The sequence below is a fragment of the Pedobacter soli genome (genome assembly GCF_900101435.1).
In the GTDB taxonomy this organism is placed as follows: Bacteria; Bacteroidota; Bacteroidia; order Sphingobacteriales; family Sphingobacteriaceae; genus Pedobacter; species Pedobacter soli.
The window spans coordinates 443,830-459,139 of record NZ_FMZH01000003.1 but is presented as its reverse complement, the minus strand read 5'-3'; the positions used below and the strand labels follow the sequence as shown (position 1 = coordinate 459,139).

General features: G+C 39.9%; 22 protein-coding genes. 16 read left to right on the top strand and 6 right to left on the bottom strand.

The annotated features are described in order from the left end of the window. The first annotated feature begins 21 nt into the window (after positions 1-21). From BLR37_RS09320 to BLR37_RS25315, 6 genes are all read left to right on the top strand, one after another. Positions 22-504 (top strand): GNAT family N-acetyltransferase, encoded by a 483-nt coding sequence (locus tag BLR37_RS09320; RefSeq protein ID WP_090767561.1) that lies wholly within the window; start codon positions 22-24, stop codon positions 502-504. A 29-nt stretch (positions 505-533) separates the two neighbouring features. Further along, entirely contained in the window at positions 534-1,148 is a 615-nt protein-coding gene (locus tag BLR37_RS09315) for an ABC transporter ATP-binding protein (protein ID WP_090767558.1), read from the top strand. A 444-nt stretch (positions 1,149-1,592) separates the two neighbouring features. Further along, positions 1,593-2,153: an elongation factor P gene (efp, locus tag BLR37_RS09310; protein ID WP_090767556.1), complete on the top strand. Its 561-nt coding sequence runs from the start codon at positions 1,593-1,595 to the stop codon at positions 2,151-2,153. Positions 2,154-2,278: 125 nt separating this feature from the next. After that, the gene (gene efp, locus BLR37_RS09305; RefSeq protein WP_090767553.1) at positions 2,279-2,839 is read left to right on the top strand and encodes an elongation factor P; all 561 of its coding nucleotides are present in this window, start codon (positions 2,279-2,281) and stop codon (positions 2,837-2,839) included. A gap of 139 nt (positions 2,840-2,978) precedes the next feature. Further along, entirely contained in the window at positions 2,979-3,539 is a 561-nt protein-coding gene (locus tag BLR37_RS09300) for a 5-formyltetrahydrofolate cyclo-ligase (RefSeq protein WP_090767550.1), read from the top strand. 6 nt (positions 3,540-3,545) lie between these two features. Next, positions 3,546-3,704, top strand: a complete 159-nt coding sequence (locus BLR37_RS25315; RefSeq protein WP_167356576.1) for a hypothetical protein — start codon at positions 3,546-3,548, stop codon at positions 3,702-3,704. A 260-nt stretch (positions 3,705-3,964) separates the two neighbouring features. On the opposite strand, the gene BLR37_RS09295 is transcribed toward BLR37_RS25315, so the two are convergent. The 3 genes from BLR37_RS09295 to BLR37_RS09285 form a co-directional block, all read right to left on the bottom strand. Next, the gene (locus tag BLR37_RS09295; RefSeq protein ID WP_090767547.1) at positions 3,965-4,951 is read right to left on the bottom strand and encodes a formimidoylglutamase; all 987 of its coding nucleotides are present in this window, start codon (positions 4,949-4,951) and stop codon (positions 3,965-3,967) included. Next, complete coding sequence (gene hutI / locus BLR37_RS09290) at positions 4,944-6,185, bottom strand: imidazolonepropionase (RefSeq protein WP_090767544.1); 1,242 nt, start codon at positions 6,183-6,185, stop codon at positions 4,944-4,946. The genes BLR37_RS09295 and hutI overlap by 8 nt, the downstream gene beginning before the upstream one ends. Positions 6,186-6,284: 99 nt before the next feature. Then, positions 6,285-7,052 carry an exodeoxyribonuclease III gene (locus tag BLR37_RS09285; RefSeq protein WP_090767541.1) on the bottom strand — a complete coding sequence of 256 codons (768 nt, stop codon included), beginning with the start codon at positions 7,050-7,052 and terminating at the stop codon, positions 6,285-6,287. Between the two features lie 163 nt (positions 7,053-7,215). On the opposite strand from BLR37_RS09285, the gene BLR37_RS09280 reads away from it, so the two are divergent. Further along, positions 7,216-7,446 carry a hypothetical protein gene (locus tag BLR37_RS09280; RefSeq protein WP_090767539.1) on the top strand — a complete coding sequence of 77 codons (231 nt, stop codon included), beginning with the start codon at positions 7,216-7,218 and terminating at the stop codon, positions 7,444-7,446. After that, on the top strand, positions 7,437-7,724 hold the full coding sequence (locus BLR37_RS25740; protein WP_090767537.1) for a type II toxin-antitoxin system RelE/ParE family toxin: 288 nt from the start codon (positions 7,437-7,439) through the stop codon (positions 7,722-7,724). Before BLR37_RS09280 ends, BLR37_RS25740 begins: the two co-directional genes overlap by 10 nt. On the opposite strand, the gene BLR37_RS09270 is transcribed toward BLR37_RS25740, so the two are convergent. Further along, entirely contained in the window at positions 7,717-8,439 is a 723-nt protein-coding gene (locus BLR37_RS09270; protein ID WP_090767534.1) for a peptidylprolyl isomerase, read from the bottom strand. The two genes, BLR37_RS25740 and BLR37_RS09270, sit on opposite strands and share 8 nt — an antisense overlap. Before the next feature lie 94 nt (positions 8,440-8,533). On the opposite strand from BLR37_RS09270, the gene BLR37_RS09265 reads away from it, so the two are divergent. The 8 genes from BLR37_RS09265 (at position 8,534) to BLR37_RS09225 (ending at position 14,197) form a co-directional block, all read left to right on the top strand. Beyond that, complete coding sequence (locus BLR37_RS09265) at positions 8,534-8,935, top strand: HYC_CC_PP family protein (RefSeq protein WP_090767531.1); 402 nt, start codon at positions 8,534-8,536, stop codon at positions 8,933-8,935. A gap of 127 nt (positions 8,936-9,062) precedes the next feature. Continuing rightward, complete coding sequence (locus BLR37_RS09260) at positions 9,063-9,599, top strand: heavy-metal-associated domain-containing protein (protein ID WP_090767528.1); 537 nt, start codon at positions 9,063-9,065, stop codon at positions 9,597-9,599. 3 nt (positions 9,600-9,602) lie between these two features. Then, positions 9,603-10,415, top strand: coding sequence for a transporter family protein (locus BLR37_RS09255; protein ID WP_090767525.1), 813 nt, complete (start codon positions 9,603-9,605; stop codon positions 10,413-10,415). A 27-nt stretch (positions 10,416-10,442) separates the two neighbouring features. Then, on the top strand, positions 10,443-10,928 hold the full coding sequence (locus BLR37_RS09250; protein WP_167356575.1) for a DUF3347 domain-containing protein: 486 nt from the start codon (positions 10,443-10,445) through the stop codon (positions 10,926-10,928). Then, on the top strand, positions 10,928-11,488 hold the full coding sequence (locus BLR37_RS09245) for a helix-turn-helix domain-containing protein (protein ID WP_090767519.1): 561 nt from the start codon (positions 10,928-10,930) through the stop codon (positions 11,486-11,488). Before BLR37_RS09250 ends, BLR37_RS09245 begins: the two co-directional genes overlap by 1 nt. 76 nt (positions 11,489-11,564) lie before the next feature. Beyond that, entirely contained in the window at positions 11,565-12,137 is a 573-nt protein-coding gene (locus BLR37_RS09240) for a YceI family protein (RefSeq protein WP_090767516.1), read from the top strand. 108 nt (positions 12,138-12,245) lie between these two features. Continuing rightward, positions 12,246-13,070, top strand: a complete 825-nt coding sequence (ygiD, locus tag BLR37_RS09235; protein WP_090767513.1) for a 4,5-DOPA-extradiol-dioxygenase — start codon at positions 12,246-12,248, stop codon at positions 13,068-13,070. A 407-nt stretch (positions 13,071-13,477) separates the two neighbouring features. Continuing rightward, positions 13,478-14,197 carry a heavy-metal-associated domain-containing protein gene (locus tag BLR37_RS09225; RefSeq protein WP_090767902.1) on the top strand — a complete coding sequence of 240 codons (720 nt, stop codon included), beginning with the start codon at positions 13,478-13,480 and terminating at the stop codon, positions 14,195-14,197. A 111-nt stretch (positions 14,198-14,308) separates the two neighbouring features. Here BLR37_RS09225 and BLR37_RS09220 read toward each other — a convergent pair whose 3' ends face one another. Then, complete coding sequence (locus BLR37_RS09220) at positions 14,309-14,785, bottom strand: DUF6265 family protein (RefSeq protein ID WP_090767506.1); 477 nt, start codon at positions 14,783-14,785, stop codon at positions 14,309-14,311. Next, the gene (locus BLR37_RS09215; protein WP_090767503.1) at positions 14,782-15,306 is read right to left on the bottom strand and encodes a YfiT family bacillithiol transferase; all 525 of its coding nucleotides are present in this window, start codon (positions 15,304-15,306) and stop codon (positions 14,782-14,784) included. Before BLR37_RS09215 ends, BLR37_RS09220 begins: the two co-directional genes overlap by 4 nt. Between the last annotated feature and the right edge of the window lie 4 nt (positions 15,307-15,310).

The following is a 15,310-nucleotide window of genomic DNA, read 5'->3' as shown; positions in this document are numbered from 1 at the left end:
TTAAACCCAAAATAAACATTAATGAGTGATCTAACGCTAACCAGAACCAATTCAGACCATACCGATTTTAGAAAATTGGTTGCCTTGCTGGATCAGGATTTAGCGGTTAGAGATGGCGATGAACATGCTTTTTATGCGCAGTTTAATAAAGTTGACGCCATTAAAGAAGTAGTTGTAGCTTATCAAAACAATACTCCTGTAGGCTGTGGTGCAATTAAGCCATTTTCTGCCACCCAGGCCGAAGTAAAACGGATGTTTGTTCACCCAGACAACAGGAAACAGGGCATTGCAGCGCAAATATTAAACGAACTCGAAAACTGGGCCGCCGAAATTGGTTTTAGCGCCTGCATTTTAGAAACCGGCAAAAAACAACCCGAAGCTATAGCCCTTTATCAAAAAGCAGGTTACCAGATCATTACCAACTACGGACAATACATTGGTGTTGATAATAGTGTCTGCATGCAAAAGCACCTTGATACTCGATACCCGATACTTGATACCTGATACCCTATACTTGATACTTGAACTAAAAAATGAAAATATCCCTAAACAATGTTGGCAGGAGGTTTAACAAAGAATGGATTTTCAGAAACCTGAGTACCGAGTTTAGCACAGGCAACAGCTACGCTATACTTGGCCCAAACGGATCGGGCAAATCTACCTTACTGAGCGTATTAACCGGTAGCTTATCCCCTTCAGAAGGAGAAATTTCATTTACGCAAAACACAGAAATACCTGTCGAAAATATTTACAGATACATTAGTTTGGCTGCCCCCTACCTCGAACTGGTAGAAACTTTCAGTTTAAAAGAGATCATCAATTTTCATTTTAAGTTTAAAAACTTTGCTCCTGGCGTTGACGCCAAAAACCTGATTAGTATCCTTGGACTGGAAAAAGCGACAAACAAAGAAATTAAGTACTTTTCGTCGGGAATGAAACAAAGAACCAAACTAGCTTTGGCCTGTTGCACCGATACGCCAATTTTATTTTTAGACGAGCCAACCAGTAATTTAGACGTTCAGGGAATGAATTGGTACCGCGAACTGATCGAAAATTTTGGAAAAGACCGTTTAACGATAATTGGATCGAACCAAATTCAGGAATATGAATTTTGCAATCACCAAATTCAAATCGCTGATTACAAGTAAATTAATCACCCCAAAAACCGCTTACAAGAAGCCTGTTTTGTCATACATTTGTATTATAAATATTTTTTTGAAAAAATATTTTGTAATTGAAAAATAGTTCTTACCTTTGCACCACAAAAAAGAGAAACAAATATTAAAATTATCTCTTCAAGGAATGAATTAAACTTCTGCTTTGGCAGAATCAAAAATATAGCCTGAAAAGGCAAAGAGTTTTTCATAGTTTAGTTTGAGGTTTAGGTTGATTATGCCTTTGGAGTGGTTCCCAAAGGCATTTCTTTTATACGCTGTTTTTCGGGCGAAAAAATCACGGATTTTAAATTTCTAAACACCCAATCAAACCTGCCAGATCTAGTTTATGCGCTTAGCCCAACGACTATTGAACCAATGAACCATTTTTTTTAACTTTGGCATTCAAAAATTGACAAAACAATATTTCATACTCAAATGGCAAAGGCATCAGAAGTAAAAAGCGGAAACGTGCTTCGTTTTAACGGAGAGTTGGTAAGTGTTGAAGAATATATCCACCGTACACCCGGAAATTTAAGGGCTTTCTATCAGGCACGTATGCGGAACGTAAAAACAGGTAAAATTGTAGAGTACCGTTTTCGTACCGACGAAGAGGTTACCATTTGCCGCGTTGAAACCAACGATTACCAATACCTTTACGAAGATGGTGATTACCTCGTAGTGATGGACAACAATACCTTCGATCAGCACAACATCCCTAAACTGTTGTTCGGCAACGCAATCAAATTTTTAAAAGAAGGCATGAATGTTACCGTTGCTTTCGAAAGCGACGAGCCCATTGTGGCCCAGTTACCCAACAGCGTTGAGCTCGAGATTACCTACACCGAACCCGCTGTTAAAGGCGATACCTCTACCAGTGCACAAAAATATGCAACTGTTGAAACCGGTGCAGAAATAAGGGTGCCTTTATTCATCAACCAGGGCGATAAGGTTAAGGTTGACACCAAAACCGGCGAGTACATGGAGCGGGTAAAATAATATATTCTGCAGCTAGGTTTTCCTTAAACGCTACACCTTAAACCTTTATAGGTTTTTGTTAAAATAATTTTACCTTTGCCAACGCAAAAAAACAGAAATATAAATCCAATTCAGGATCACAACATATGGCTAAAGCATCAGAAATTAAAACAGGTAACATTCTTCGCGTAAACAACGAACTGGTTACTGTTGACGAATGGAATCACCGTACACCTGGTAAAGGTGGTGCATTTTACACCGGTAAATTCCGTAACATTAAAACAGGTAGAATTGTAGAAGCCCGTATGAATACCGACGAGGCTGTTGAAATTTGCCGTGTAGAGACCAACGACTATCAATACCTATACGAAGATGGTAACTACCTGGTAGTAATGGATAACGAATCGTACGAGCAATTTAACATCGAGAAAGCTTTATTCGGTTCGGCAATTAAATTTTTAAAAGAAGGTATGAACATTATTGTTTCGATGGAAAGCGACGAAGCAATTATGGCGCAATTACCAAACTTTGCCGAATTTGAAATTACTTATTCGGAGCCTGCAGTTAAAGGCGATACTTCTACAAACGCATTAAAAGCAGCAACGCTTGAAAATGGCGTTGAAGTTAAAGTACCGATGTTCGTTAACCAGGGAGATAAAATTAAAATCGACACCCGCACCGGCGACTACGTTGAGCGTGTAAAGTAATTGAACACATAAGATTTGAAAGCCCTTGTATTAGTTTTCAAGGGCTTTTCTGTTTATTAAGCCTTTTAAATCCATTAAAAACTCCACGTCTTTCCGTGTAAATTTGTGCTTCCGTGGCAAAAAAACTTAAATTGCACTCATGCTAAAAGCCGAAATCAGAAAGCAAGCGTTAAAAGATAGATTATCCTTAAACGAGGTTACCTATCAGGAGTTGAACAAATCGCTCTTAAACCAGTTTAAAACGCTCGATTTTAGCAAAATTAAGTGCATTCACATCTTCTTACCAATAATAGAAAAGAAAGAGCCTGATACTTTTCTGTTGATCGACTGGTTGACAACAAACCATCCTGAAATTAAAATCCTGGTGCCTAAAGCCGATTTCGAAACGGCATTGATGACCCATCACGAATATATTGGCCTGCAGGATTTAAAGAAAAACACCTATCAGATCCTCGAGCCACAAAAAGGGAAGCTCCATGAAGGTGAAATTGATCTGGTGATCGTTCCGCTTCTGGCATTTGATTTACAAGGCTACCGCGCTGGTTATGGCAAGGGTTTTTACGATCGCTTTCTGCAAAATATAAATGCTCAGAAAATAGGCTTATCTTTGTACCCTGCAATTGAAAAAATAGATGATGTGAACGAACATGACATCCGTTTGGATTATTGCATTACACCAACAGCAATTATAAAATTTTAAGTCAAAATGGCACAGGAAATCGTTATTAAAACCGAAAAGCAATACGAAGACAATATGATTGCCGTGTTCGAATTGCAGGAGAAGGAAGACCCTACTGCCGACGATTTAAAGCAGATTGAACTAATGCTAAAAGCCGGCGAAAAATACGAAGCGGAACATTTATAGTTTATGGTCTCTTGTTCATTAGTTCACTGGCCATTGGTTCATTAGGCCAGGTGCCCTACAAATGTCGTCTCTTGACTGAAGCAAAGTCCCAAATATCGGAAGAGAGATCTGCTGCAAGATAGATTTAGCTTCGCTGAGCAGCCAGGTTTTCGGGGAAGCAATTTTTCTTGTCATCAATTCTTGCAAAAAAGATTGCTTCTTCGGCTGAAAAAACCTTCTCCCAATGACGACTATCCTCCGTGTTTTCCGTGAATCCGTGGCTAAACCTTAGTAGCATGTGCTTTTACAAAATCACTCACCAAATAAGCAATCAACTTAGCGGTTAATCTACTCACGCGCCCATCCAGCATCCGGGTAGCGCCTTCGCAGATATGTAAATAAGCGAACTGCTTATTGCAACCCAAAATCATTCTCCTGATTTCGTTTGCAGCAAAACCAGAGGGTGTTTCGGCACTCGAAAGCACATGCTGAATGCAGTCTACATCTATCTCTAAACCGGGCATTCCTTCTAACTTACTTATGAATCCGTTAAAATCAATCCCGGCGTTTAAAATATCGTCAAAAAATATGGTGTCGAGCTTAGGGTTGGTTTCAATCTGGTTTAAGATGGCCTCATTATTGTAGTTTTGATGCAAACCATACATCAAATAGTGGTCAAGGTAATTTTCTTTTAAAGCATAAGAAAATCCATTTCCACTGTGCCGCCCTTCCAAAGCCCTCAAATCCGCGTGTGCATCAATATTCACGACATCAATTGGCGCATTTTGGGCTAAAGCTACCCCCTTAATGATAGGAAACGCATTATTATGCCCACCACCAATAACAACCGGTATTTTCCCTGCTGCAACAATTTTTTCAATTATCGGATAAACCAGGTCATCAATCTCTTCAACCTTTTTTCTCAGTCCTGCAACCGAAGAATCCACTGGTTCATCAATCTCAAAATGACCAAGGACCAAAATTTCATTCCCCCTTAAAAAGCGGTTGCTTTGAATATTCAAAAACGTAACCAAACTTGTACGCCAGGCAGATGCCGCACCTGCTATCCCGGAATTGGCGCGGACACCAACATCTTCAGGAATGCCTAAAAGCACAAACTTAGCTTCGCTACTGGCTAAAACAGCCGTCGAAACAGAACCATCAGCGGAAGGGTATGATACAACCCTTTCGCCCAGTTTGGTTTCACCATCACGGTTAATCACCAGTTGGTCGATATCCTGCTGCGTGTATATTATAAAGCTATCCATTGTAAATTTCTCCGTTTAAAATAACAGTATCTACTTGCGTTTCGCCAAAACTATAAGGTAAATAGGCGATCGATGGCATCGGTTTGGTGATAAACAAATTGGCCTTTTTACCAATGGCTATACTACCGTAATTTTCGCTAATCTCCATTGCAGCGGCTCCATTTAAGGTAGCCGCATTAATAGCCTGCTCCGGAAACATTTTGAGCTTAATACAACCCAAAGAAACAACAAAATTCATATTTCCGGATGGTGTAGAACCCGGGTTGTAATCTGTTGCCAGTGTTACCGGTAAACCGGCCTTGATAAAGCTTTTAGCATCGGCAAACGGAATACCTAAATAAAACGAGCAGGAAGGCAGTAATGTTGCCATGGTATTGGCATTTTGTAAGGCAACAATGGTCGCTTCGTCGCTTTCTTCTAAATGGTCGACAGAAACAGCATGGTTTAATACCGCCACCTCTACCGCGCCTGAAACAGAAAGTTGATTAGCATGAACTTTAGGTTTTAATCCATATTCCGCACCAGCTTTTAAAATCCGGTCAGTTTCTGCTACAGAGAAAAAACCTTTTTCACAAAAAACATCAATGTAATCGGCCAACTGTTCTTGAGCAATAATTGGCAACATTTCGTTAATAATGAGATTGATATAACCTTCATGGTCGTCTTTATATAAAGCCGGGAAAGCGTGCGCGGCCAGAAAGGTAGCTTTTACCGGAACCGGGAAACTTGCTTTCAGGCGTTTAATTACGCGCAGCATTTTAATTTCGCTCTCTACCGTTAAACCATAACCACTTTTAATTTCTACAGCTCCTGTTCCCTGACGAATCATTTGTTGAAGCCTTACCGAAGCGCTCTCGAACAGTTCATCTTCAGTAGCTTTTTGAAGCTTATTGGCCGAATTTAAAATGCCACCACCTGCCGCAGCTATTTCCTCGTAGGTTTTGCCTTGTATTTTCATGGCGAACTCTTCTTCACGCGTAGCGGCAAAAACAATATGGGTATGGCTATCGCACCAGGAAGGGAAAACGTACCTGCCTTCTGCAGAGATTTGGGATGGGAGATTTAAGATATGAGCAGGGATTGATTCCATATCACCAAAATCTTTAATCAGATCGTTTTCAATCAAAAGCCAGGCATTTTCCAGTACATGTAAATTGTCCATTTCGTTGCCACGAAGCATCAATTTACTTTTTGGATGCAAGCCCACAAGGCCTTTTATATTGGTAATTAGCATTTGGCTAGGTTATGGTTAATTGTTGAAACGGTATAAATTGGTTAATTGAGTGTTGTTTACAGTTAACCGGTTCAAACAACTAACCAGTTAACCAAATACTTAATCTAGTTCTAAAAGTACAGGACAATGATCAGAATGTACAGCATCGGGCAAAATCCGAACGTGTTTTAACCGATGTTCCATTGGTCGGGTAGCCAAATGGTAGTCGATTCGCCATCCCATATTTTTGCCTCGCGAACCTGCCCGATAGCTCCACCACGTATAATGATGCGGATCTTTATTAAAATGCCTGAAAGTATCGATAAAGCCATTATCTAAAAACAATTGCATCCACTCGCGTTCTTCGGGCAAAAAGCCTGAAGAGTTGGCATTCGACTTAGGATTATGAATATCAATCGCGGTATGGCAGATGTTATAATCACCACTAACAATAAGGTTCGGATATTCCTTACGCAGATTACCGATATACATATCAAAAAAGCGCATAAAGGCATACTTTTTAACCTGCCGCTCATCGCCACTCGAGCCCGATGGCATATATAGGCTCATTAAAGAAAAGCCATCAAAATCAGCGCGCAAAATACGTCCCTCCTGATCGATCCAGGCTTCACCACAACCATATTCAACATGATTAGGTTTAATTTTTGATAAAATAGCTACCCCACTATATCCTTTCTTTTCGGCTGGAAACCAGTAATGATGATAACCTAGTTGTTCAATTAGTGCAATAATTTCAGGTATCTGTGCGGGCAGCGCTTTTACTTCCTGTAAACATACCATATCGGCATTGGCAGCCTGTAGCCAGCCAAAAAAGTTTTTAGTGCTGGCAGCCCTGATCCCATTTACATTATAGGAAATGATTTTCATCCGTTATTTTTTTTCATGACGATGAAGCATCCTGATTGTATGCCCTGTTGAGGGATAAATCATGATGAATTCATTCAGTAATTTCAATTGTTGTGGGCGGTAAATTTAGAAATTAATTACACAATTGCTTAGTAATTGAGGCTCCATTTCGTTAAATTTGTTTATGAGCATTGAGGAATTAAAAATAGAAATTGCTAAAAAAGTTTTTGAAACAAATGATGAAGGTCTTTTGTCAGAGGTCGAAATGCTTTTAAATGCTAATGAAAGAGTTGTTTTGGAAGAGTTACCTAAACATGTCCAGGAGGGGATTATGAGGGGATTAAAGCAGGCTGAAGAAGGAAAAACGATCTCTTTTGATGAAGTAAAAAGAAGGTTATCCGAAAGATGGGCATAAGCATAACCTTTTCTGAAGAAGCTTACCTAACCCTATATGCTATTCTTGACTTTTTAGAAGAAAATTGGGGAAAGCCTTATACAGAAAAACTCTTAGCAACCATATATCAAAAAATCAATCTGATTTCGCACCACCCGTTCATTTATGAGCAAAGCGCAATAGACGGCTTAAGGAAGGCCGCTGTATCAAATCATACTTCTTTTTACTACTTAGTTGGAGAAAACCAAATTAGTATCGTATTCTTTTTCGACAACAGACAAGATCCTTTACTTACATAACCAGCTTATCCTTCAAAGAAGCTTGTAAAAGCTGTTTCTCCAATTTTTTAGCTTCCCTTTTCTTCAAAACCGTAACTTCCATTTTCACATCCTGTTTAGGGCGGTTATTACCATCTGTAGACAGTACTGCAATTTTATCGACCATTTCCAATCCGGAAATAATTTCACCATAAACGGTATAGTTCCGGTCTAAATGAGGTGTACCACCAATAGTTTTATATACTTGTCTCTGCCACTCTGGGATTTTAAACTTTAAGCGCTTTTGCTCCACGTTATTCAATTGTTCATCGGTAAAAACCTTGCCCTGTACCAGATAGAACTGGCTTCCGCTCGATGCTTTTAGCGGATTAACATCATCCCCTTCCCTCGCAGCAGCCAAAACGCCTTTTTTGTGGAATAAGCTATCATTAAACTCAGCCGGTATGGTATATTTTGGTCCTCCATTGCCCAATAACGAATCTGGCTTGGCGTTTCTCGAATCAGGGTCGCCCCCCTGAATCATAAAATCTTTAATCACACGATGAAAAAGCACACCGTTGTAGTAGCCTTCTTTTGCCAGTTTCAGAAAATTATCGCGGTGTAAAGGTGTTTGATTGTAAAGTTTTACAATGCATTCGCCGTATTCGGTTTTAATGCGTACATATTGATTTTTAGGCTTGGCAGCAAAGGCTGTAAGCACCGAAAAAGCGCAGAGGAATAGTAAAATTTTCTTCATCAAAAAGGTGTTTGAGGCTAAATTAAGCTAAAAAATGAAATTCAATAAATAAATGCACCTATAATTCGATATTTTTTGCCTTACCTTTGTAATTATGAAGCTCAAACAAAAAATAGCACTTTCTTTGGCTGTATTCTATGCAGTTAGTGTGATGGGTTTGGCTTTAAGTTTACACTTTTGCGGAGGAAAGCTTGCAAATGTAAAAATGTTCAGCAACGAGGTTTCCTGCAAATTCTGTAAAGAAATACCTGCCGAAAAGAAAGATGACGGCTGCTGCAAAAACACCCAGGTAACGGTAAAAGTTAAGGATAGCCATCAGGCAGAGGCACAAATACAAATGCCGAAGCTTTTTTCTATCCAGCTGTTTATCCACCCACCAGTGATTGAGTTTCTTTCGAACATCAATCCGGAGTTTTTTAACAAAATTTCGAACAGGGCTCCACCCCTTTCCACGCGGGTTGCCTTGCATGTTTTCAATTGTATTTTCAGGAATTAGGATTTTTTCGTTTCCGTCATTTCGAATGAAGTGTAACGGAATGAGAAATCTATCTTTTGAGATTTCTCTGTCATGAAAAATTCCGTCGAAAAGACGGATTATTCTTTTATTCTAATTCAAAAAAATCATGAAAACGATAAAATTATTCAGCATTATTATGCTTTTCTTCGCCGTAACTGCTTCGGCGCAACAAATATCAACTGCCGATTTACAGGTTACCGGATTAACCTGCTCGATGTGCTCTAATGCCACACAAAAATCTTTGGAGACTTTAGGCTTTATTAACTCGGTTAAACCCGATCTAAACAAAAACATTTTTGTACTTACCTTTAAAAAAGGTGCCGACATTAACCTCGACCTGGTACGCAAAAAAGTTCAGGATGCTGGTTTCTCAGTAGGTGGATTAACTGCAGATTTCAATTTCGACCAGGTTAAGGTTGACGATAAAGGCCAGGCCATAGTGAATGGAAACGTTTATCGTTTTGTAAACGCAAAAAACAAAACCCTAAACGGCACCGTAAAGGCATCGGTTATTGATAAAAACTTTATTTCTGGTGCAGCATTTAAGAAGCAGGCCGCTTCGATTAATTCTGATGCCTACGCAAGTGGTACCGGCGTGGTTAATGGCAAGAAAACACGTGTTTATCATTTAGTGCTTTCTTAAGCCATGAAAAGGATATTCATTCTAGCGCTGGTTTTGGCCGGCGCTTTCAATCATGCTTTTAGTCAGGAGTTGTATGTCTTTACCGAACCGGCAAGCAACATGCCCACCAAATCTATTGGCGTGCGCATCACCAATGAGGGTATGTTCAACAATCCCGGTTTCGTAAGCCGTACAATCCCTGAAGTGATGATCGGGTTCAATAAAAACCTGATGGCACATGCACAGGCTTTCCTTTCTGATATGGATGGGAAATATCGTTTAGAAGGTGGAAGTTTATATGCCAAATACCGTTTTTTATCGATAGATGATGCGCAAAGCCATTTCAGGGCCGCAGCTTTTGGGCGCATCAGCACGAGTAAACGCCCCACTTATACCCGCGACATCAATTTGGAAGGCGATAACAGTGGCGTACAGGGTGGTGTAATATTTACCCAGCTTTTGCATAAATTAGCTTTGTCGGCAACATTAGGTTATGCGCATGCTTTTGAAAACAGCGACAGGCAAATTGCGGGCATGCCCAGACCTAATAATATGCTTTCTTACAGTTTATCGTCGGGCTACCTGGTTTTACCATTTGTATACAAAAACTACAAGGAGCCCAACTTTAATGTTTATTTTGAAATGCTGGGTAAAACAGATCCTGCTACGGGGCAATCTTACCTCGATTTGGCACCTGCGTTACAGGTTATTTTGAACAGCACCACGCGGATTGATTTAGGTTACCGCTTTCAGGCTGCTGGAAATATGACTGATCGCTACACCAAAAACATGTACCTCCTAAGGGCAGAATTTAATTTTTTTAACGTATTAAAATAAAATCAACAGATGAAAAAAATAATGATAATGGTAGCTTTCATCGCTATCGCTACTACTAAAATCACTTTTGCACAAAGTAAAACAGATGGGGCTTTTAATCAGCTACTCACCGCTTACTACGATGTTAAAAATGCATTGGCTACCGATAAAAAAGATCTGGCCACAGAGAAAGTAAAAGTTCTATCAGCTAAAGTGGAGGCTATTCCGCATAAAGATTTACCTGCTACGCAACACATGCTTTGGATGGAACAGGCAAAAGTAATTAAAGCTAAAGCTGCCGAGCTTGCTGCCGGAAAAGATATCAAAGCCCAGCGTAAATCTTTCGAAGGTATTTCATATGCCATGATTAAAACAGTGAAAAACATTAAATTCAATAATGCAACTGTTTATGTTCAGCATTGCCCGATGGCTAAAGCCAGCTGGTTAAACGAAAAAGAAAACATCGAAAACCCTTACTATGGCAGTATGATGTTTGATTGTGGTGATGTTTCAGAAACCCTTAAATCGAAATAATGAATCTGCATATCAAAAATATGGTATGCAACCGCTGTAAAATGGTGGTTAAAGCCGAGTTGGAAAAGCTTGGCTTTAACCCTGTTTCGGTTGACCTAGGTGAAGTTGTACTTCCCGGAACCATCAGTGCAGATGATAAACTGAAAATAAGTGAAGCCTTACACCCCTTTGGCTTTGAGCTCCTGGCAGACCGGAAAACGCAAATTGCCGAGCAAATCAAAACATCGATCATCAACCTTGTTCATTATTCAAAAGAACCGTTAAAAATTAATCTCTCCACTTATTTAAGCGGACAGCTTAAACTCGAATATCCTCAGCTTAGCCTTATTTTCTCTGAAGTTGAAAAACAAACCATCGAAAAGTATCTTATCGCTCAGAAAATAGAGAAGGCCAAAGAAATGCTAACCTATGGTGAACTTACTCTCAGCGAAATTGCCTATCAGCTCAATTACAGCAGTGTAGCTCATCTTTCAACACAATTTAAGAAGGTAACAGGCTTTACACCATCGGCGTATAAAGCCAAAACATTGAATCAGCGCAAAACGCTCGACGAAATATAACCCAGCTTTTTCTTAACATACATCAATACTATCCTTTTGAATGTCAGCGTACTTTTGTTAAAAAAAAGAACAAGACATGAAAAAATTATTTTTATTCCTGATAGCTACCTCAATCAGCGTGGCTTCTTTTGCACAAACAACATGGAAAATTGATCCCATGCATTCATTTGTTAACTTTTCAGTTAAACACATGGGTATTTCTTTTGTTGATGGCTCATTTAAAAAATTTGATGGCGCTGTTACTGCGGCAAAACCCGATTTAACAGATGCCAAAATTAACTTTACTGTTGATGTGAACAGCATTACCACTGGTGTTGATATGCGGGATGGTCACTTAAAAACCGACGATTTTTTCAATGCAGAAAAATTCCCGGCCATGAAATTCGAAAGTACCGGTTTTAAAAAATTAAGCGGTAACAATTACGAATTAAGTGGTAAATTAACTATCCGCGATGTAACCAAGGATGTAAAATTTGCTGTGGTTTACGGCGGAACAGCTAAAGACCAACAAGGCAATACTAAAGCTGGTTTCGGTGCCACAACCACCATTAACCGTTTAGATTATAACATTAAATACGATCCAACAGGGGCAGGTGTAGCTAAAGATGTTGCGATTAAATTAAACCTGGAGTTTGTTCAGGCTAAATAACTGAAAAACATCGTCATTCCGGGCCTGGCCCGGAATCTCTCTCATCGGATCCTGAAAAAAGTTCAGTAGGACGATTATTTAAATTTTGATTAGACAAACAACAATACCATGTCAGCATTATCTCAATTCAGAAACTTTACTCAGCGTTTGCCACAAACCGATTTGATGCCAACCCTATTTATCGGCCATGGCTCGCCCATGAACGGTATTGAGCACAATGAGTTTAGCCAGAGCTGGGCCGATCTGGCCAAATATATTCCAGTTCCGAAAGCAGTACTGGTAGTTTCGGCACATTGGTATACCCGCGGTACCTTTGTTACCGCAATGGATTTTCCATCTACCATTCATGATTTTGGCGGCTTTCCGCAAGCATTATTCGATGTGCAATACCCTGCCCCTGGTGATGCTAAACTTGCAGCTGAAATCCCATCGTTAATTCACAGTACTACTGTTGGTTTAGATCACGACTGGGGCTTAGATCACGGAACCTGGACCATTGTAAGGCACATGTATCCCGAGGCCAATATTCCCGTGCTGCAGTTAAGTATCGATTACACCAAAGCACCAGAAGAGCATTACGAAATTGCCAAAGAAATTTATGCCCTGCGTAAAAAAGGTGTACTGGTAATTGGTAGCGGCAACATGGTACATAACCTGCGGATGTTAAGCTGGGAAATGATTCACGGTGGTGGTTACGACTGGGCCAACGAAATGAATGATAAATTTAAAAATCTGATTGCTAACGGCGACCACAAACCTCTAATGAATTACCGGAGTTTAGGCTCGGATGCCATGCTCGCCATCCCAACACCAGAGCATTATTTACCCTTAATTTATACCCTGGGATTGAAAAATGATCAGGAAGAAATTACTTTCTTTAACGATAAAGCTGTTGGCGGTTCGCTAACGATGACCTCGGTTTTGGTAGGGTAATACGTCTGCGCTGGGAGCAATTTATGGTATAAAAATCAACATGCACGACTTATAATTGCTTTTTTGCCCTACAGCTCGTCCTTGCCTCGGCTCGCCGCCGCCGAAGGGCTCTTTCTTTTTGGCATCAAAAAGAAACAAAAAATGCCGGCTGAAAATTTTTCTTTCAAAGCCGGTAGTGTGGCTGGGATACTGCAGCCCGAAAAATTTGTTAGGCCGGATTTAAGTAGAACGGAGATACTGTACTATGGCCTAGTTGGGTGCAAAATTTGCAAAGAAAATTTCCACTAAACAGTAAACGATTTTTCACAGCGTTTAGAATGACAGCATCCAAAATCCTATAAAACTTTATGGTTATTGTATAACAAATCAGGGTGTTTGAAGAGGTAAATTTGTTTAAAATTTATAACATGACACATACCTATCAACTTACCGGCATGACTTGTGGCGGTTGCGAAAATAAAGTAAAAAGTAATCTTTTGGTTTTGCCTGATATTACTTCGGTTGAAGTTTCGAAAGATACAAACTCGGCCACTATTAGCATGGATAAACACATAGGCCTTAGCGCCTTACAAGATGCATTAGGTGGTAAAGACAGCAAATACCAGATCTCGGCAATTGCACATAGCGAAATGGTCGAAGAAACTAAATCCTGGGCAGCAACCTATAAACCCATTCTCCTCATTTTTGGCTATGTTACCGCAGTTTCATTAATGGTTTCTTTGCAAAATGGAACGATAGATTTTATGGTTTTCATGCGCATTTTTATGGCAGGTTTTTTCCTTACTTTCTCCTTCTTCAAAATGCTGAATTTGAAAGCTTTTGCCGAAAGCTATGCGATGTACGATATTGTAGCCAAAAAATTTAGTGCCTGGGGTTACATCTACGCGTTTATTGAACTGGGATTGGGTTTATCTTTCGCACTAAACCTATCGCCTGTTGTGGTTAACTGGGTTACTTTAATTGTAATGACAGTGAGTATTCTGGGTGTTTTAGAAAGCGTACTGAACAAGAAAAAAATTCAATGTGCCTGTCTGGGTGCAGTTTTCAACCTGCCCATGAGCACTGTAACCATAGTAGAAGACGCTATCATGATTGCCATGAGCGCTGCCATGCTGGTACTGATGTAGTTAGATTCTCTTTTTTACCTTGATCGTCACCCTGAATTTATTTCAGGGTCTTTCATGCTAAAAAGATGCTGAAATAAATCCGATAGCTATCGGATCAGCATGACGAATCGTCTATTGCCTTCTATATTTAAACTCCGATTTCCGGCTTTTACCATTCAGCTCGCCTTCAATCCAGGCGAGCATTTCTTTTTTGCCCTTATCCTGATAAACTATCCGCTGTGGAAAATCGTGCGTTTGATTTTCGAAGACGTATGTTAGATCTTTAGTAGAAATTAACTTAAAACACACTTCTTTGCCTTCATTTTGCCCGTTTACTGTTGAGCAATAAAAAATATCTTTACCAATCTTTCTGATTTGAAGTGTTTCGGTAAGCGTACTATCCCCTTTTGCATTAATCCGGAAGCTTTTGCCGCTAAGTGTTTGATCAGGATTTTTTACCCATTGCTCAACCAGCTTTCCTTTGGGTGTTTGCATTTCCCATGAGCCTAAAACAAAAGCTAAGGTTTTGGATGGCGCTTTTTGAGCATTCGCGAAGGTCGAAAAACCAATAACCAATAAGGTCAGTAAAGTTAAACGGGTATTTTTCATTTTGTTAGGGTATTGGTAATGTGCGCTAAATGGTGTTTGCCGTGCCAGGCATACATGCCTAGCATATTCGCTAAAGAAAGTTCCTTTCCATGCTCCGGATGGATATATTTCCGCTGGTAATCGGCCGGTTGCAATGTTTTTAAAAAAGCAACCCAACGTTGATGCAATGCAGCTATTAAGGCAAGAGAAAGTTGGATATCTCCAGCCTTTGCCTCCCCTGTTTCTGCCCAGCGCTCTTCGTAATAAGGTCTGATTACAGGCACATCTTCTGTGATAGCCTGTTTAAACCGGATATAGGCATTAATGTGGCTATCGGGAATATGGTGAACAACCTGGCGCAAAGTCCAGCCCCCCGGACGATAGGTTTGGTTTAAATCTTCTTCCGTTAAGTTTTCTGTAGCCTTTTTAAGCTGGCTGGGTAAGGCTTCTATTTCAGCTATCCACTCATCAATCTGCTTTTGATCGAAAATGGCAGGCATTGAAAACTGACCAATAGGGTATTTAAGCTGTTCTATATCCATGAAC

What these genes read in the sequence shown, in the direction of transcription:
- BLR37_RS09320 (WP_090767561.1), top strand. Translation starts at nt 22, where the DNA reads ATGAGTGATCTAACGCTAACCAGAACCAATTCAGACCATACCGATTTT.
- BLR37_RS09315 (WP_090767558.1), top strand. Translation starts at nt 534, where the DNA reads ATGAAAATATCCCTAAACAATGTTGGCAGGAGGTTTAACAAAGAATGG.
- efp (WP_090767556.1), top strand. Translation starts at nt 1,593, where the DNA reads ATGGCAAAGGCATCAGAAGTAAAAAGCGGAAACGTGCTTCGTTTTAAC.
- efp (WP_090767553.1), top strand. Translation starts at nt 2,279, where the DNA reads ATGGCTAAAGCATCAGAAATTAAAACAGGTAACATTCTTCGCGTAAAC.
- BLR37_RS09300 (WP_090767550.1), top strand. Translation starts at nt 2,979, where the DNA reads ATGCTAAAAGCCGAAATCAGAAAGCAAGCGTTAAAAGATAGATTATCC.
- BLR37_RS25315 (WP_167356576.1), top strand. Translation starts at nt 3,546, where the DNA reads ATGGCACAGGAAATCGTTATTAAAACCGAAAAGCAATACGAAGACAAT.
- BLR37_RS09295 (WP_090767547.1), bottom strand. Translation starts at nt 4,951, where the DNA reads ATGGATAGCTTTATAATATACACGCAGCAGGATATCGACCAACTGGTG.
- hutI (WP_090767544.1), bottom strand. Translation starts at nt 6,185, where the DNA reads ATGCTAATTACCAATATAAAAGGCCTTGTGGGCTTGCATCCAAAAAGT.
- BLR37_RS09285 (WP_090767541.1), bottom strand. Translation starts at nt 7,052, where the DNA reads ATGAAAATCATTTCCTATAATGTAAATGGGATCAGGGCTGCCAGCACT.
- BLR37_RS09280 (WP_090767539.1), top strand. Translation starts at nt 7,216, where the DNA reads ATGAGCATTGAGGAATTAAAAATAGAAATTGCTAAAAAAGTTTTTGAA.
- BLR37_RS25740 (WP_090767537.1), top strand. Translation starts at nt 7,437, where the DNA reads ATGGGCATAAGCATAACCTTTTCTGAAGAAGCTTACCTAACCCTATAT.
- BLR37_RS09270 (WP_090767534.1), bottom strand. Translation starts at nt 8,439, where the DNA reads ATGAAGAAAATTTTACTATTCCTCTGCGCTTTTTCGGTGCTTACAGCC.
- BLR37_RS09265 (WP_090767531.1), top strand. Translation starts at nt 8,534, where the DNA reads ATGAAGCTCAAACAAAAAATAGCACTTTCTTTGGCTGTATTCTATGCA.
- BLR37_RS09260 (WP_090767528.1), top strand. Translation starts at nt 9,063, where the DNA reads ATGAAAACGATAAAATTATTCAGCATTATTATGCTTTTCTTCGCCGTA.
- BLR37_RS09255 (WP_090767525.1), top strand. Translation starts at nt 9,603, where the DNA reads ATGAAAAGGATATTCATTCTAGCGCTGGTTTTGGCCGGCGCTTTCAAT.
- BLR37_RS09250 (WP_167356575.1), top strand. Translation starts at nt 10,443, where the DNA reads ATGGTAGCTTTCATCGCTATCGCTACTACTAAAATCACTTTTGCACAA.
- BLR37_RS09245 (WP_090767519.1), top strand. Translation starts at nt 10,928, where the DNA reads ATGAATCTGCATATCAAAAATATGGTATGCAACCGCTGTAAAATGGTG.
- BLR37_RS09240 (WP_090767516.1), top strand. Translation starts at nt 11,565, where the DNA reads ATGAAAAAATTATTTTTATTCCTGATAGCTACCTCAATCAGCGTGGCT.
- ygiD (WP_090767513.1), top strand. Translation starts at nt 12,246, where the DNA reads ATGTCAGCATTATCTCAATTCAGAAACTTTACTCAGCGTTTGCCACAA.
- BLR37_RS09225 (WP_090767902.1), top strand. Translation starts at nt 13,478, where the DNA reads ATGACACATACCTATCAACTTACCGGCATGACTTGTGGCGGTTGCGAA.
- BLR37_RS09220 (WP_090767506.1), bottom strand. Translation starts at nt 14,785, where the DNA reads ATGAAAAATACCCGTTTAACTTTACTGACCTTATTGGTTATTGGTTTT.
- BLR37_RS09215 (WP_090767503.1), bottom strand. Translation starts at nt 15,306, where the DNA reads ATGGATATAGAACAGCTTAAATACCCTATTGGTCAGTTTTCAATGCCT.